The sequence below is a fragment of the Streptomyces sp. NPDC057438 genome (assembly GCF_042802995.1).
In the GTDB taxonomy this organism is placed as follows: Bacteria; Actinomycetota; Actinomycetes; order Streptomycetales; family Streptomycetaceae; genus Streptomyces.
Window position 1 is genome coordinate 1 of sequence record NZ_JBHVDD010000136.1, and the last position, 15,341, is coordinate 15,341.

A 15,341-nucleotide genomic window follows, 5' to 3' on the forward strand; every position below is an offset into this window, starting at 1 on the left:
GTACTCCTCGTTGTCGAAGGCGACACCGGTACGGCGAATGTCGTCCAGCTCGGCGGACAACTCGTCGGGGTCGGTGATCGTGCTCGCGCTGAAGGAGCGCAGAGGCTGCGACAACACCCGCTCCGCGGCCTCGTAGTCGTAGGCGAGCAGGACCTTGCCGACCGCCGTCGCGTAGGCCGGCAGCCGGCCACCGATGCGGGACGGCACGGGCGCGGGCCGGTGACCGTAGAGCTTGGCGAGATACACCACGTGCGGGCCGTCCAGGACCGCCAGGTGCACCGTCTCCCGGCTCGCCTCGTACAGGTCGGCCAGGTGAGGCAGCAGCATGTCGCGGATGCTCTCGGAGCCGGGCGCGTAGACGGCCTTTCCCAGATGGTGCAGGCGCTCACCGAGCCGGTAGTCGGTCCCGACGCGCTCCACCACGCCATTGCGCTCCAGCATGCCGAGGACGCGGTACGCGGTCGACTTGCTCATCTGCGCCCGTCGCGCGAGTGCGCTGACGCCGGATTCCCCGCTGGACCTGTCCCCGAGGGCGACGAGGAGGCTGATGGCCTTGTCGACGGCGGCTCGGTCGTCACGCGCGGAACCGGCGAGGGTTGCGGTCATGGTTGTTCACCTCGGCTTCGAGGAGTCGTGTCACTTTTAATGTGCTACCTGTCATGCTTTACGTGACAAGGATGCGAGCCCGTCGTCTGTTCGTCAATAATGACGGCATGCACATTAAAAGTGACACCCTTGCCTGGGAGAACGAGCTCGTCGCCCGCAACGTGCGCCGCTTCCGGCTGGAGCGGGCGATGTCCCTGGGCGAGCTGGCCCGCCGGTCGGGTCTGTCGAAACAGACGCTCTCCAAGATCGAACAGGGCGTGGGCAATCCCACCGTGGAGACCCTGTCGCTGCTGGGGGCCGCGCTGGACGTGCCCGCGCGCCGCCTGCTGACGGAGTGGGGCACCCCGGTCTACGTCCAGCGGCAGAGCGAGGGCGAGTGGTCCGAAGCGGCGAACTGGACCGAGCGCCTCCTGGACGAGACCTACGGCTCCGGCTACGTACGCACCCTCGTCCTGCGTCTGGAACGGGGCGACCGGGACCCCGAGCCGATCCCCGCACACAGTGCCGGCACCCTGCATCACCTCTACGTGATCACTGGAAAGCTCCGCACCGGTCCGCTCAACGAATCGGTGGACCTGGCCGCGGGCGACTTCGTCCGCTTCCCCGGTGACGTACCCCATCGCCACATCTGCCTCAGCGAACGCGTCGTGGCCCATGTGGTCACCACCCTCCCTCAGGTCCGCCAGTTCGGCCCGACCGTCACGAAGGGCGGGGTGGTCCCGCCATCGGCATGAGGCCGAGGCCCCGCCCTCACGGTCACTCGCCGCCGAGGCGCACCCCGAGACCGAGCGCGAGCAGGCCCGGCTCGTGCCCGGTGTACCCACGCCCAGCGGTCGGTCAAGCAGCGTTCTCCGCGCCGAGAACACGCTCCCGGCACCGCTCTGCCTCCGCGATCGTCCGAGCGACATCAGTGCCGATGATCTCCGCGCCCCATTTCCGGAGCGTGCCGTTGACGAAGACGACGTCGACGTCGCTGTTCGAGCAGAAGTTGACGACGGTGCCGACCGCGTCGCCACGAGGGCGCAGGTGCACCCGCCCGGTGTCGACGGCGATGAGGTCGGCAGGCAGGCCCGCCCTGAGCATCCCGAGCCGACCGGGCATGCCGACGCTCGGCGCGCCCCCGGACGTGGCGGCCCGGAGCGCGTCGAGTGTGCCGAACGGGCTGATCGCCTGCTCGCCCGAGGAGGAGTTCAGCCGGGCGAACGCGGCACTGCGCTGGAGTGTCAGCAGCGTCCGCATCTCGGTGAAGAAGTCCAGTCCGTAGCAGACCTCGTTGTCCGAGCTGATACCGAAGACAGCGCCGCTCGCCTGCGCCTGGAGTACGGCGGGAAACGCGGGGCCGATGCCGAAGTGAGGGTCGGATCGCGGAGTGACGTTCACGCCGGCGCCCACGTCTCGCAACTCCGACCACTGCCGCGCGCTCACGCCGATGCAGTGGTTGAACGTATCGTCGGCTCCGATCAGGCCCTCGCCGAAGAAGTCGCCGACGGCCGCAGGCAACCCGAGTTGCGGGACGGGAACTCCGAGGACCAGCTCGGCTGAGACGCCCACACCGGTCGCTCGCGCGAACTCGAAGACTCCACGCGAGGGCATCGGGCTGAACAAGCGGAGGGTCAGCAGTTCGTCGTCCGGGTACGCCGATCGCAGTTCCGCGAAGGTGCGCAGGAACTTCTCCGGATCCGTGTCGACGGCCGGCGCCCCGGCGGCGTAGACCGCCCGAATTCCCGTCGACCGGAGACCGTCCATGGCGGCGAGCGCGTGCTCCACGGACTTCGTGTTGTGACTGTTGTCGACGATCGTTGTCACGCCGGCGTTGATGGCCTGGACGGCGGTGAGTTGCTGCCCGACCCGCATCTCGTCCGGAGTCATCAGCGGAGCGCACGCCATGTGCGCGAAAGCCATGTAATCGGGGAAGCTCGCATCCGGCACGGCACCCCGAAAGACCCCTTCCCAAGCGTGAACGTGGCAGTCGATGAATCCGGGGAGGACGATGTGCTCGGTGAGATCCACGACGACGGTGTTCTCATCAGCGAGGTGGCCGAGATCCGCTCCGACGGCCTCGATCCGGCTTCCCCGGACGAACACGTCCGACCGCTCCGACCGCGGCCGGTCCGGATCCATCGTCACGACTTCCGCATGGCGCAGGATCGCCGAACGCTGCGGGTCATCAGCGCGCCCGGCCAGCACCTCACCGACACGGGTGTTCGAAGGTTCCATGTCTGGCCCCTGCTCGCTCAGCGTACGACGGTCGCCTCGACCGGCACGTGCCGCTCGAGGAACTCGATCTGATCGGCCACGACACGCTCGAACCAATCGCCCACATAGATGTCGAAGTGGCTGGCGTCGTAACGCTTGACTTCCCCTCGCGCCGCACGGGAGGCGAGTTGCTCCGTCTGGCGCGCCGGTGTCACCTTGTCCCGCTCGCACACACAGACGAGCAGAGGCGCCTTCACCTCGGACGCCCCGCGGCCGGGCCGATAGCGCGGCACCTGGAACATGAAACGGGCGGGAATCTCAGGGATCTCGAACGGCTCGCCCGACGCGTCGAAAATCGCCCGCAATCCACTCACCGAGTCCGGCGAGGTCATCACCGCCAGGTCACCGGGAAGCCCCACGATGGGAACGCGCACCGGCGGCTCATTCCGGTTCGCCGCCTTCCGGTCCCTCAACGCCTCACGCATGAGCCGCATGATCGTCTTCTTCGGCATGGCCCTCGCGGCGGCCAGCCCGTCGGAGAACGGGCACTGGGCTATCGCTGCGGCGATGCCGGGATCGCCTGCGGCCGTCGTGATCACATGCCCACCGGCGAACGACGTCCCCCACAGGATCACCCGCCGCGGATCGATACCCTCAAGAGTCCGGGCATACGCCACAGCACCGCGCCAGTCCTCCAACTGCTCTTCGACATCGGCCAGTTGCCGCGGCTCACCGGTACTCGAGCCGAAGTGACGGTAGTCGAAGGCAAGGGCCGCGTACCCCCGCTCGGCGAACCGCTGCGCGAACGAGTCGAGCCGCTGACTCTTGAGTCCGGCCAGGCCGTGACCCAAGAGGACGATCGGCAGGGGCGAGTCGTTCGCCGCGCCGGCGGGCAGGAAGAGCCACCCACCACACTCACCGGCGCCCGACCTGAACCGCACATCCCGCCGGGACACCGCCGCGTCAGCCATCACGAACTCCTATCGCCGTTGATCGGACCGGCGTGCGCCTCACGGTCGCCGGCCACCCAGGAGGGTCACGGCACATCCTCATCGCGGAGGCGTCGGCACTCAATGGTGCAACGCACACTGACTAGGGGGCGAGCAGTGCACTGTGCACTTGCGCGCTGGACTCCCGGCCGCTGGCCGGCTCACATTTCGCAGGGCGGCGGCGAAGTCGCCACGCTCCGCAGCTCCGTCCGCCGGTTTTGAATGGCGTCCGATGGCAAGCGCATGGCACCGGACGGACGGACGGGTCGGCGTCGGTACGGGCATCGCGAGGCGTCGGCCGCGCTCGTCTTCGCGGCCACAGCAGGATGCACTTGGCGGCAGTCGCCGCTGGTTTCCGCCCGGTCGGGGTCGACCGCCCGTGCAGGAGACGGCCCGCCAAGCTCTACGCGGACGGGGGGACGGCAAAAGGCTACCTGCGCCGATGGCTGCGCGAGCTCGGTATTCAGCACCTCATCGCCCGCAAGGGAATCGAGTTCTCCACACGGCGGGGCCGCGCACGCGCGCAACGTCGTCAATGCGCTCAGAATTGAGCAGCTGGAATTGTGGTGGGTCCACAGGTGGCCCGACGGTGTCAAGGCACGCTATTGGTGACAAGGGAAACAGTACCGCCAAGCGTAAACAGGACGTATGGTAATGACAAAGAGTGATGGCACCTTGTGGCATGGGAGGAAATCGGTGAATGAAGCGGCTTTGCAGCGCCTGATTGACGAGTCGGAAGTCCGAAAACTTGTTCAGGAGCATTACCGAGCGCTCGACGAAGCAAATTTCGACGCATTAAATTCGCTGTACACCGACGATGCCGTGTTTGAGATCGGCGGGCAGATTCAGCGCGGTCGGCAAGCGATTGTCGACACCCCTGGAACTAATATCGGGCGCGCCTATGAGGTGACGTATCACCACATTGGGCAGATTTACGTAGACCTCGATGGAGACGAGGCAAGGGGCGTGGCCTACGTCGTCGCGTATCACCTCCCGAATGCGGCGGAGCTGATGAAGCACGAGGATGGTGGTGGCAAGTTTCACGTCACCGCCCGACGAACGGAAGACGGCTGGCGATTGACGCAGGCCCGTCTCGAGATTGTCTTCACTCAGGGGGACCCCATGAGAGTCCACGTCTAAAGGGCCTCTAAAGGAGGTCATCGCTTTAGCGGGGTAGCCGGTCGTGCCGGGAATCGTTGAGTGCGCCACTGAGTCGACGGCGCGGGTATGTGCGGGCTTCTTCCCCTAGCCTCGAAGTTTCGTGACGAGCCTCCCGACGAAGTGGGTGGCTCGTCTTCGTGCCGTGGACTGAGGTGGGGCAGGTTGAGGGCCCGAGTGTCGTTTCGGGTGGACGCCGGGTTCCACTGCTCCGGCTGGAGGTTCTCTCGTCGGGACGGGTGAATCCGCTGGTCAGCCAGGGTTCGGCAGGAGTGCGAGCTGGTTGAGTGCGGTGGTGATGTGGCTGGTCCAGGGCCAGTGCCGGGGCAGGCGGAGGATTCGCCGGCGGCCGGTGGTGACGAGCTGTCCGGCCACGCTGAACAGGCGGAGCCGTAGTCGGCGGGGTTCCCGGAGCCGGGCCTTGCCGGTCAAGGCGAGCATCGGCATCCAGGCCAGCAGGTCGAGCGCGATCTGCACGATCTCCAGCCAGATCCGGTTCTGGGCGGTGCGGTGCAGGGGAAGGTTGCGCAGGCCGGTGGCCCGGGCGGCTCGGACGCGGTCCTCGGCCCTGGCTCGCAGCCGGTGACGGAGCTCGAGCTCGGCGATCGGTCGGCCCGATGTGTTGGTGGCGAAACAGGACAGCCGCATGCCGTCCGCATCCGTGAGCCGCAACTGGGCCCCGGGGTGCGGTCTTTCCTTCCTGACGATCAGCCGCCTGCCCTTGGGCCAGCCGTCCAGGACGTCGCCGGTGAGTTCGGCTACCCAGGCGCCGTCGCGGATCTCGCCGTCCGCCTCGGCGGCCGGCGTCCAGGCCGAGGCGGGAACCTGCAGCACATGCTGGTGGATCGCGTCGGTGATCACCATTCCGACCGAGTAGGACAGCCACCGCCCCCGCCGGGCGAGCCGGGCGACGAGTCGTGGGTGCCGCCCGCGGAGTCGGTGCGGATCAGGGTCTGACGTTCGCGACGGTACTTCTTCGGCAGTTGGGCCAGGGCCAGTTGGGCGGCGGTGATGTGGTCGGTGGCGGTGTTCGAGCCCGCGTTCCCGGGCCTGAGCAGGGCTGCCACCGGCTCTCCGGTGCCGCCCGGCCCGTGATCGACGAACCCCGTCAGCGGGTGGTGGCCGTAGGTCCGCTTCCAGGTCGGGGCCGCCTCCTCCTTGTCGGAGTGCGCGATCACCAGCACCCCGTCGAGATCAACGGTTACCGTCCCGTCGGCATCGGGTGCTTCCCGGTCGGCCAACCGCCAGACTCGTTCGCGTGCTTCGGCCCGCGCGGCCTGCAGAACTCGGTCGCCGGAAGAGGCGAGGGTGTCGATCAGGAGGGAGACCGTCGGGTCGGAGGCGACCGGCCCGAACACGGCCGGCTCGGCCCGCAGCATGCCGACATCGGCGAGGCAGTCCCCGCCCAGCGCCACCGCCATCGCGACGTCCAGCAGGATCTTCCCCGGATCGTGGACGGCCCGCGGCTTCCGCCACGGCGTCAGCGCCGCTGATATCGCGGTGTCCTAGCCGGCCTGGCGGCAAGGGTGGTGTTGTGCTTGCCGGTAGGCAGCCCAGCGGATACTCCGTGCCTGAAACCGCAGACCAGCCCCAGACCACTCGAACGCCCCAGGAATGATCACTCCTGGATCATGCCGGTGGATCCGGGTTGAGACGGGCGCGCTGCAGAGCCCACCAGACTTCGAGCGCGGCTTCCGGCTCACGCAGATCGCACCGCGCGATGTCTTCGAACCGCCTGATGCGGTAGCGCAGTGTGTTGGGATGCACGACCAGCTCCTCGGCGGTCGGATCGATTCGCCGGCCGTTGGAGAGGTAGCGTTCGACGGTCCTGGCCAGCGTGTCTCCCATGTCATGGGGAAGCGTCGAGAGCGGTTCGACATAACGCCGGACGAGGATGTCGCCGACTTCCTGGTCCGCTACGACCGCCGGGCGAACGCCGAGGCTTTCCAAGTCGTGAACACCTTCCATACCGAAGGCCGCGGCAGTGTCGAGTGCACGGGTGGCGCTGCGGAAGGATTCTTCGAGCCTGTCAAGTCTGCTCGCCGGACCGATACCCACGAAGCCGGGGAGATCGGGCCCCGGCGCCCGGTCGACGAAGCCGACGAGGTCGCCGTCGATGACCGTGATCAGCCCGTGGTGGGGGATGCCGGACAGCTCCAGGTGGCGCTCCAGTTTCGCGGTGGTCTGCCCTGCGCGTGGGCGAGCTCGAAGGGCGTGGTATATCGCGGTGACCTCCACCCCGTAAGCCCGCGCGCGGACTCGGAGGTCGGCGGGGCTCAGTGTCCCGTACAGCACACCGCGTACGAGGTCTGCCCGCCTGTGGCGCTCGTTGCCCACCATCTCGAGCTCGGCCTCGCGGTGTCCGCTCGCCGCAGCCACCATGGCGCTGTCGGAGTGGGTGTGCGCGTCGATGACGAGCTGTAGCAGTACGGGTTCGGCGATGGCGTGCTCGCGGGCGAACTGCCTGATCGACTCGGTGAATGTGCCGATGCTGAGCCGCCAGCTGCGCAGCAGGTCGTCGATCGAGACGCCCATCTCTGCGCGGCGCCTCCCGTGCGCGGCGATCTCGGTCAGCTCCTGCGGCTCCAGAGGCCGGTCCTGCGCAACGGAAGTGAATAAAAGTTCGATATTACGAATGCTTGCTCGGGCCAGATCGTCAGGATCGAGCGACTGGTAGACAGGGATGGCACTGCGCATGCCTTCCACGCAGCGAGCGGCCAATGTCACGCGCTCGGCGAATACGTAGTCGATCAGTCGCCCTCTGGGGTCGCCGTGTCGCGGATCCGCAGGGGCCGGCCGGGTGGGTCCGTCGCCCATTGGTGAATCGTACAACGAGGTGAATGAACAGGCAGAAACCAGTCGCGGAGCAAGGATGTGTTTGGAGATTTCCACAACGGTGGAGGCATCGACTCTGGTGACAGCTCCATAGGCGCGTGATTCGGCTTCCCTCATGCTCGGACCCACCAACGGCTGGTACGACTGACGGTCCAGGCGTGACGGACGAGTTATGGAGGAACGAAGGATGTCGGACATCGATCGGGCTGGCCGTGAACTGAAGGTCGTGCTCGAGGACTACTCGTTCCTGGAGTGCCCCCGCTGGCACGAGGGCCGGCTGTGGGTGTCGGATTTCTACACTGAGCAGGTGGTGGCCACTGACGGCCGCGGTCACACGGAGGTGATCGCCGAGGTTTCGAACGAGCCGTCGGGACTGGGCTTCCTGCCCGACGGGCGGCTGCTCATCGTGTCGTCGCGCGACCGCCGCCTGCTCGTGCGCGACGCGTCGGGGCGGCTCGACGCGTACGCCGATCTGTCCGGCCTGGTGCCGTGGAAGCTCAACGACATGGTCGTGGATGCCCAGGGGCGCGCCTACGTCGGCAACTTCGGCTTCGATCTGATGGGAGGCGGTGCCGCCCGCCCGACCAACCTGGTAAGGGTCGACCCGGACGGCACCGCGAGCACGGTGGCCGACAATCTGGCGTTCCCCAATGGCATGGTCATCCTGCCGCAGGGCGTCCTGGTGGTCGCCGAGAGCCTCGGCAACCGGCTCACGGCTTTCGACATCGCGGAGGACGGGGGCCTGATCAACCGCCGTCCCTGGGCGGAGTTCGGTCCGGCACCGCGCAGCGACAACGTCGCCGAGGCGCTGGGGCATCTTCAGGTCGTGCCGGACGGAATCTGTGCCGATGCCGAAGGCGCCATCTGGGTGGCCGACGCCATCCATCCCAGGGTCATCCGCGTCCGGGAGGGTGGTGAGATCGTCGACGAGATCTCCACCGGTGGTACGGGCGTGTTCGCCTGCATGCTCGGTGGCGACGACGGCAGAACCCTTTTCCTCTGCGCGGCACCGTCGTTCCTTGAGCACGAGCGCCGTCCGGTGCGGGAGGCGCAACTGCTGGCCACCCGCGTCGACGTCCCCCACGGCGGCATGCCCTGACCCTCGCAGAGGCCGGCCCCGCGGCGCCGTCGGGCGCCCACGGGCCTCAGATCCTGCAGCCGCCAGATCCCGATTGCGAGCCGACCGTGAATCCCGCCGCCATGACGTTCAATCTCGCCACCACTCTCCGTGAGTCCGCCGGGGTGAACCCCGACAAGCCTCTCATCCATTTCGCCGACAGGGCGTTCACATACACCGAGGTGGACAGGATCTCGGGCCGAGTCGCCTCGGGCCTGCTGGGCCTCGGCCTGGAGCCGGGTGACAAGGTGGCCGTACAACTGCCGAACCTGCCGCAGTTCCTGTTCACCTACTTCGGCATCCTCAAGGCCGGACTGGTGATGGTGCCGCTGAACCCGCTGCTCACGGCGCCGGAGATCACCTACCACCTGCAGGACAGCGGCGCCAAGGTCCTGGTCACCTTCGAGCAGTTCGCCGAAGCGGCATACCGCGGCGCGGCCCTAGTCGGCGGCATCACGACGTTCGTGGTGAACATCCCGGGAAGCGACCTGCGTCCGGGTGGTACCAGGCACTATGACGAGCTGTACTCCGAGGACACGGGGGAGATCCACCCGACGACCGCTTACGACACCGCGGTGTTGCTGTACACCAGCGGCACCACCGGGAAACCGAAGGGCGCGGAGCTGACACACCTCCAGCTCTACATGAACTGCACGATCGTCGGGGAGATACTCGGCTTCCGGCCCGACGACGTCGGGGTCGCGGTGCTGCCGCTGTTCCATGTCTTCGGCCTGTCCAGTGTCCTGAACGTGGCGGTGCGCTGCGGCGGCACGCTCGTGCTGCTGCCACGGTTCGAGGCCACCGCTGTCCTGGAGTCGATCGACAAGCACCGGTGCACGCACTTCTACGGTGTGCCGACCATGTACGTCGAGCTCCTCAGGGCCGACGTCACCGCCCGGAACCTCTCCAGCCTGCGCAGGTGTATCTCGGGTGGCTCCGCGATCCCCGGAGAGGTGATCCGAGCCCTGGAGGAGAAGATCCCCGGCACGGTCGTCCTCGAGGGCTACGGGTTGTCCGAGACGGCCAGCTGCACCACCTTCAACACGAGCGCCGAGCAGCGCAAGGTGCTGTCCGTCGGCAAGCCGATCTGGGGTGTCGAGGTGCGCGTGGTCGACGAGAACGACAAAGAGCTGCCGCCGGGCAGGGATCATGTGGGAGAGATCGTGATCCGGGGACACAACATTTTCAAGGGCTACCACAACAGGCCCGAGGCTACGGCCGAAGCGCTCCGGGGCGGCTGGTTCCGCACCGGCGATCTGGGGTGTCGGGACGAGGACGGATATGTCTTCATCGTCGACCGGAAGAAGGACCTGGTGATCCGGGGCGGCTACAACGTCTACCCCCGGGAGGTGGAGGAGGTCCTCTACGAGCATCCCGCCGTCGCCGAGGCGGCCGTCGTCGGCAAGCCCGACGAGAAGTTCGGCGAGGAGGTGCTGGCGTTCGTCACCCTGAAGCAGGGCACGCAGGTCTCCGGCGCGGACATCATCGCGTTCTGCAAGGAACGTCTGGCCGCCTACAAGTACCCGCGGGAGATCCGGCTCCTGTCCGAACTGCCCAAGGGACCCTCCGGCAAGATCCTCAAGCGACACCTGCGCTCCTGACCCTGGCGCTCAGTCACGCTGTTCGACGAGGTGGTGATGTCCGGCGTTGGACCAGGTCAGCGTGTCGGCTCGGCCCACCGGTTTCGTCGATGAGGCCGGACCAGACATCGAGGCGACTCCGCTGACACCCGCCGGGGCTCGCAGATCTGATCCCGGATGTGGTGCCGCCACCTGAGCTGAAGACACTTCAGGTCAGATGACCGTCCGCACACTGGTGCCGCCTGGTGGTGGTGGGCAGCGTGGCCCCGAATACACAGTCGGGCGTTCCCGCGATACCGATGACAAAGACGGCCTGGGCGCGGCCGCGATTGATGGCCCGCTCGGTGATCACCGCCGCCGAGTCGTTCCCAGATCCGGTGGCCGCCAGACAGACCGTCCAGGGCGTGCCAGGGAGCCGACCTCCTCGACACCGTTCCAGCTTGATCGACTCGTTCCAGCCCTTCCAACAGCTGAGGCACAGCCCTGTACTCCAATGGCAGCGCACTGACTCGGCGAGGTTGAAGCGAACCAGGCCACCGGAGAACACCGGGCCGCTGAAGTGGACCGCGCCGCCTGACAGGACGGCGCCGGAAAAGTCACCGCCGTCGAAGGCGACGCCGGAGAAGTCCAGGTCGTGACCTCGCCAGGACTATGAGTGTTCGCAGCCGAGGCAAAGGTGGACACGGATGAGGCGGATGCTGTAACGACCGGGCCCGGCTCCGCGCCCTCCGGTCCCCAAGTGCATGACGGGCGACACCATACCGACCCGGCAAGGGAATCATCAGGCCCGGGTTGTCTACCGGAACCGGGCGTGGTTCGCGAGCTCAATGGTGGTCTGCACACAGGATCGGCAGCGAACAGGGCGGTGCGCACACGCCAGTACAGTAGGCCGGGTGACTGCCACCACGCTCGGAGGTGACTCCGAGGAGCTCATCCGCGGTGTCTCGAGAGCGATACTCGCCGATCCGGGCATTCTCATGCCGGTGCACGCGGCGGTCGTCGATGCCGCGGGCGGCCCGTTCGCTGCCGACCCGTCCATTGTCGAGGCGCTCGGCGAGGCGACCCGGGAGAACGCGCTCCACTGGACGCGGTCGATGTACGAGCACCCCCGGCTGCGGGTCGCACCCACCTTGAGCAGTCAGGTCGTCGGCATCGCGAGAGAAGGGTTCCGCTGGGGTACCGAGAAGACTCTCCGCACGGCATATCGCGCCGGTGAGCAGGCGATGTGGTCCCTCTGGATGCGGCTGGCCTTCTCACTGCACGAGGATCCCGAGGTCCTGTTGCCGGCTCTCGACCACGTCTCCCGTTCGCTCGCCCGCTGGGTCGAGGACACCTCCACCGCGCTGCTGGACCTCCTCGAGAGGGAACGCAGGGCCCTGTCGGGTGACGCGCAGGTTCGACGGCTCGAACTGGTCAATCTCGTGCTCGGCGGCTCCTCCGCGCCGACGGACCACCTGGAGCAGGCTCTCGGATACCCGCTGTCAGCGTCCCACCTGGGCGTCATCGTCTCCGCACCGCCGCGGCTCGCGGACCGCGCACGTCTCGTGCAGGCCGCGAGCATCGTCGGCCGACTCACCCAGTCAGCGCATCAGCTTCTCGTCCACGCCAGCACGTCGTCTCTCTGGCTGTGGGTGACGCCGCGGGCACTCATGACGCCGGACGACCTGGAAACCGCCACGGCGAAGCACCCCGACGTGAGGCTCGTGGTCGGGCCCCGGGACGAGGGGGTGGACGGCTTCAGACGCAGCCACCACAGGGCACTGGAAGCACAGCGTCTGGTCCGCGACCACGGCGAGCAGCGGATCGTCTTCTACGACGATGTCTCCGCGGTACTCCTTCTGGCCGCGGAAAGCGCCCGGCTTCGGGAGTTCGTCCACACGACGCTCGGCCGCCTGGCCGCGGGCCCGGCCGAACTGCGACAGACGTTGAGGGTGTTCATCCGGGAGCGCTACAACGCGTCACAGACGGCTCGTCTGCTGTACACGCATCGGAACACCGTTCTGCAGCGTGTCCGCCGCGCCGAACAACTCCTCCCGACGACACTCGAGCGGCACGGCACCAACGTGGGTCTGGCGCTGGACGCGATGCACTGGCTGAACGTGCGGCTCGACTAAACCAGACCGCCGCCTCGCTCTCCGCCCGCCGCCGTACCGTCAGGACGAACCCGATCGACCGTTCGCTGGACGGCCGAGGTGTCTCGGCGCGCACAGCAGCATTGTCGAGAAGCGTGCTGCGGCAACGATGCCGGAGCACCGCTCGGTCGCAGGTGAGCACACCGGTCGGCCGCCTGACGACGGCCACCCGCCGAACCGAGGAGATCGGCTCCACCCCGCTGGAGCTGACGAGCACCGAGCGGCTGCGCACCGAGCGCAGCCGCGTGCCGCGCGACATCGTCTCCGTGGGCGACACACTGCTCTTCGGCCGCAACGTCTTCCTCGCGCTCAAGCCGGAGACGATGGTGGGTGACGTCTTCGCGCTGCACGACCGCGACCTGAACCGGCCGCCTGAGGACGCCGTGCCGAGCCTGCTCGACGACCCCGCCGCCTTCGACCGGGAGCTTGCCGCCCGCTTCCGGCTGCAACCGCCAGACCCGCAGACCAGCGGGGGTGACGTACACAGCAGGCAAGGCCGCAAGCCGACGACCGCCGGCCGGCCGTGCAGCGGGGGCGCACGCGAAGTGGCCGACCTGCGTCCCCGCTATCGCACATGTCCGGTCATCGGTCGTAGGCGAGGCGGGCCTGGCGGGGCACCGGGCCGAAGGCGCCGGCGTGGAAGTCGGCGAAGGCCTTGGCGATTTCCAGCTTGGTGTTCATGACGAACGGGCCGCCCATGGCGACGGGTTCGTGGATGGGCGTGCCGCTGTAGACCATGACGCGGGCGGGCTGTTCGGGGTCGACGGCCGCCAGGTGCAGCGAGGTGGCCGCCGGAGCACCGCCGTCGTCCCCGCTCCTCCTCGTGACGGGGTCGGACCAGCCGGTCTGCCCGGCGTGCAGTTCCCGGCCGCCGATCAGCAGGCGCCCGTTCATGACGTGGGCGAACAGCCGGTGTTCGGCGGGGACTTGCAGGTCGTAGATGGCATCGGGGTCAAGCGTGGCGACGACGCCCTGCACCGGGTGATGGGTGTCGGTCGCGCCGGTGACGCCGCCGACGGTGCCGGCGTGCACGTCGATCGTCACACCCGGCGCGTGCACGCGTGGCATGGCGGCCTTGGTCAGGTCCTGGTAGCGCGACGGCGTCAGCTTCTTCTCGGCGGGCAGATTGAGCCACATCTGCAGCACGTGTGCGTGCTCGTCGCGGTAGGCGAGCTCACGGTGGATGATGCCGCGCCCGGCGGTCATCCACTGCACCTCACCCGCCTGCAGCGCCCCGGTGTGGCCGAGGTTGTCGCCGTGTTCCAGGACGCCGTCCACGACGGTGGTGACGGTCTCCAGGCCGCGGTGGGGGTGCCACTCGAAGCCGGGGGTGGAGAACCAGTCCTCGACCAGGGCGAGGAAGGGGTCGGTCAGGGCCGGGTCGGTCGGCACGAAGAGGAGTGCCTTGTCGTCGACCTGCGCGTCGGGGCCCAGCTGCTGCTTGGTGGTGATGCGGGTCAGTGTGCGTTCACCCGTCAACTGTTCGGTCATGGTTGCTCCCTGGTGCCCGGCTCGAAAGGAGAAGGAGTGATGAAGGGGGATGGGCCGTTCAGGCGACTTGCGGGGCGACCTCGCCGCGCGCCCAAGGATCTCGGGGCACGGCCGGTGCACGACGTCGGTGCGGCCTGGGCCGTAACCTGTCTCCGGGGCCGCCGGTGCGGCCCCGAAGACGGCCGGCAGCCGACCTCCACCTCGCTGATGCCTTCACCGACGGCCTCGACGATCCCGGCGAAGTCCGGCCCAGTGTGATCGGCACTTGTGCGGAGCCATGCCCTTGAGGGGGCCGTAGGCGATGTCCGCGTTCAGCCAGTTCGCTGACGTTCCTGGACGCGGACCGACTGCGAGGTTCTCGGTACTCGGCCGGCTCCACGACGCCCCCGCCCGCCCGCGCGCCACCGCGGCCTCGGCGCCCCCTCCGGCCGGGTGCGGAGCCGCACAAGCCGTCATCGTGTTCAGCACGGTGTGCGACACCCTCGGTCAACCCGCGATCCGGTGCGTTCCCAGGCTCACCGGTGCCAGCGGGGATCCTGGCCCTGACAGGGGCGAGCGTCGGCAGCCGGCGCAGGCCGAGGACGTCCTCGACGGTGATGGCGGGCAGTGCGCGCGCTCCTGTACGGACGCTGTGGCGATCAGGCGAAGGAGTACGGGCCGAAGCGGCCCCATGCCACCGCACCGGCCAATACGATCAGCACGAGGTTCGGCACGATCGCGGTGGACTCCTTGCGTCTGGCGTGGGTTATCGCCGCCCCGGCCATCACCAGCACGAGACCGATGGCGGCCAGCGGCACCAGGACGGGGATGATGTCCAGCGCGGCGGGCAGGATCAACCCGATCGCGGCCAGTACCTCCAGGGCGCCGATCGACTTGAGCATGCCCGGAGAGAAGTCCTCGGCCCACGCCATGTTCGGCGAGGCGACGAGCTTCTCCTTCGGCTGGGCCAGCTTCGCGCCGCCGGCGCCCAGGAAGATCACGGCGAGCAGGCCGGCCAGAATCCACAAAACGATGTTCATGAGTTACCAATCAGGGGGGTATCAGACAGGGCCACGACGTTCTCGTGATGCGTCCCGATGTGCTCCGGTGGTGCGACCTCGGCTCCAACAGCCGTGATCAGCTACGAGGTCGGGTGAGCCGCAGCCGCAGCCGCAGCCGCAGCCGTCGCGGCAGCCGCAGCCGTCGCGACGGGACGAGAGCGGCGTTCAGCGGGAACGCCGGGCCCTGGAGGGTCAGG

Annotated in this window: 12 protein-coding genes and 1 pseudogene; 6 read left to right on the forward strand and 7 right to left on the reverse strand. The window is 68.0% G+C overall.

The annotated features are described in order from the left end of the window. A partial coding sequence (locus ACFU5F_RS40105) for an IclR family transcriptional regulator (protein WP_383898329.1) occupies positions 1-606 on the reverse strand: 606 nt, incomplete at its 3' end. Between the two features lie 107 nt (positions 607-713). Here ACFU5F_RS40105 and ACFU5F_RS40110 point away from each other — a divergent pair. Continuing rightward, on the forward strand, positions 714-1,340 hold the full coding sequence (locus ACFU5F_RS40110; RefSeq protein ID WP_383898331.1) for a helix-turn-helix domain-containing protein: 627 nt from the start codon (positions 714-716) through the stop codon (positions 1,338-1,340). 103 nt (positions 1,341-1,443) lie between these two features. Here the strand turns inward: ACFU5F_RS40110 and ACFU5F_RS40115 are convergent, their stop codons facing one another. After that, positions 1,444-2,823 carry an amidohydrolase family protein gene (locus tag ACFU5F_RS40115; RefSeq protein ID WP_383898333.1) on the reverse strand — a complete coding sequence of 460 codons (1,380 nt, stop codon included), beginning with the start codon at positions 2,821-2,823 and terminating at the stop codon, positions 1,444-1,446. Positions 2,824-2,840: 17 nt separating this feature from the next. Continuing rightward, on the reverse strand, positions 2,841-3,773 hold the full coding sequence (locus ACFU5F_RS40120) for an alpha/beta hydrolase (RefSeq protein ID WP_383898335.1): 933 nt from the start codon (positions 3,771-3,773) through the stop codon (positions 2,841-2,843). 672 nt (positions 3,774-4,445) lie between these two features. Between ACFU5F_RS40120 and ACFU5F_RS40125 the strand changes: the two genes are divergently transcribed. Next, on the forward strand, positions 4,446-4,931 hold the full coding sequence (locus ACFU5F_RS40125; protein WP_383898337.1) for a nuclear transport factor 2 family protein: 486 nt from the start codon (positions 4,446-4,448) through the stop codon (positions 4,929-4,931). A gap of 270 nt (positions 4,932-5,201) precedes the next feature. Here ACFU5F_RS40125 and ACFU5F_RS40130 read toward each other — a convergent pair. Both ACFU5F_RS40130 and ACFU5F_RS40135 read right to left on the reverse strand, forming a co-directional pair. Continuing rightward, positions 5,202-6,454: pseudogene (locus tag ACFU5F_RS40130) on the reverse strand (IS1380 family transposase); the annotation flags it as partial. A gap of 124 nt (positions 6,455-6,578) precedes the next feature. Then, positions 6,579-7,766, reverse strand: a complete 1,188-nt coding sequence (locus ACFU5F_RS40135) for a PucR family transcriptional regulator (RefSeq protein ID WP_383898338.1) — start codon at positions 7,764-7,766, stop codon at positions 6,579-6,581. Between the two features lie 205 nt (positions 7,767-7,971). On the opposite strand from ACFU5F_RS40135, the gene ACFU5F_RS40140 reads away from it, so the two are divergent. The 4 genes from ACFU5F_RS40140 (at position 7,972) to ACFU5F_RS40155 (ending at position 13,296) form a co-directional block, all read left to right on the forward strand. Next, positions 7,972-8,883 (forward strand): SMP-30/gluconolactonase/LRE family protein, encoded by a 912-nt coding sequence (locus ACFU5F_RS40140; protein ID WP_383898340.1) that lies wholly within the window; start codon positions 7,972-7,974, stop codon positions 8,881-8,883. Between the two features lie 101 nt (positions 8,884-8,984). Continuing rightward, on the forward strand, positions 8,985-10,502 hold the full coding sequence (locus ACFU5F_RS40145) for a long-chain fatty acid--CoA ligase (protein ID WP_383898342.1): 1,518 nt from the start codon (positions 8,985-8,987) through the stop codon (positions 10,500-10,502). 872 nt (positions 10,503-11,374) lie between these two features. Continuing rightward, entirely contained in the window at positions 11,375-12,595 is a 1,221-nt protein-coding gene (locus ACFU5F_RS40150) for a PucR family transcriptional regulator (protein ID WP_383898344.1), read from the forward strand. Positions 12,596-12,747: 152 nt separating this feature from the next. Then, on the forward strand, positions 12,748-13,296 hold the full coding sequence (locus ACFU5F_RS40155; protein ID WP_383898345.1) for a DNA repair ATPase: 549 nt from the start codon (positions 12,748-12,750) through the stop codon (positions 13,294-13,296). Here ACFU5F_RS40155 and ACFU5F_RS40160 read toward each other — a convergent pair. Next, positions 13,196-14,104 carry a pirin family protein gene (locus ACFU5F_RS40160; protein WP_383898347.1) on the reverse strand — a complete coding sequence of 303 codons (909 nt, stop codon included), beginning with the start codon at positions 14,102-14,104 and terminating at the stop codon, positions 13,196-13,198. The genes ACFU5F_RS40155 and ACFU5F_RS40160 overlap by 101 nt on opposite strands. A 638-nt stretch (positions 14,105-14,742) precedes the next feature. Beyond that, positions 14,743-15,123 carry a DoxX family protein gene (locus tag ACFU5F_RS40165; RefSeq protein WP_383898349.1) on the reverse strand — a complete coding sequence of 127 codons (381 nt, stop codon included), beginning with the start codon at positions 15,121-15,123 and terminating at the stop codon, positions 14,743-14,745. Between the last annotated feature and the right edge of the window lie 218 nt (positions 15,124-15,341).

Excerpts from the sequence above, each read along its gene's own strand:
- ACFU5F_RS40120 (WP_383898335.1), bottom strand. The coding sequence starts at position 3,773 with ATGGCTGACGCGGCGGTGTCCCGGCGGGATGTGCGGTTCAGGTCGGGC.
- ACFU5F_RS40145 (WP_383898342.1), top strand. The coding sequence starts at position 8,985 with ATGACGTTCAATCTCGCCACCACTCTCCGTGAGTCCGCCGGGGTGAAC.
- ACFU5F_RS40140 (WP_383898340.1), top strand. The coding sequence starts at position 7,972 with ATGTCGGACATCGATCGGGCTGGCCGTGAACTGAAGGTCGTGCTCGAG.
- ACFU5F_RS40165 (WP_383898349.1), bottom strand. The coding sequence starts at position 15,123 with ATGAACATCGTTTTGTGGATTCTGGCCGGCCTGCTCGCCGTGATCTTC.
- ACFU5F_RS40110 (WP_383898331.1), top strand. The coding sequence starts at position 714 with ATGCACATTAAAAGTGACACCCTTGCCTGGGAGAACGAGCTCGTCGCC.
- ACFU5F_RS40125 (WP_383898337.1), top strand. The coding sequence starts at position 4,446 with ATGACAAAGAGTGATGGCACCTTGTGGCATGGGAGGAAATCGGTGAAT.
- ACFU5F_RS40160 (WP_383898347.1), bottom strand. The coding sequence starts at position 14,104 with ATGACCGAACAGTTGACGGGTGAACGCACACTGACCCGCATCACCACC.
- ACFU5F_RS40115 (WP_383898333.1), bottom strand. The coding sequence starts at position 2,823 with ATGGAACCTTCGAACACCCGTGTCGGTGAGGTGCTGGCCGGGCGCGCT.
- ACFU5F_RS40135 (WP_383898338.1), bottom strand. The coding sequence starts at position 7,766 with ATGGGCGACGGACCCACCCGGCCGGCCCCTGCGGATCCGCGACACGGC.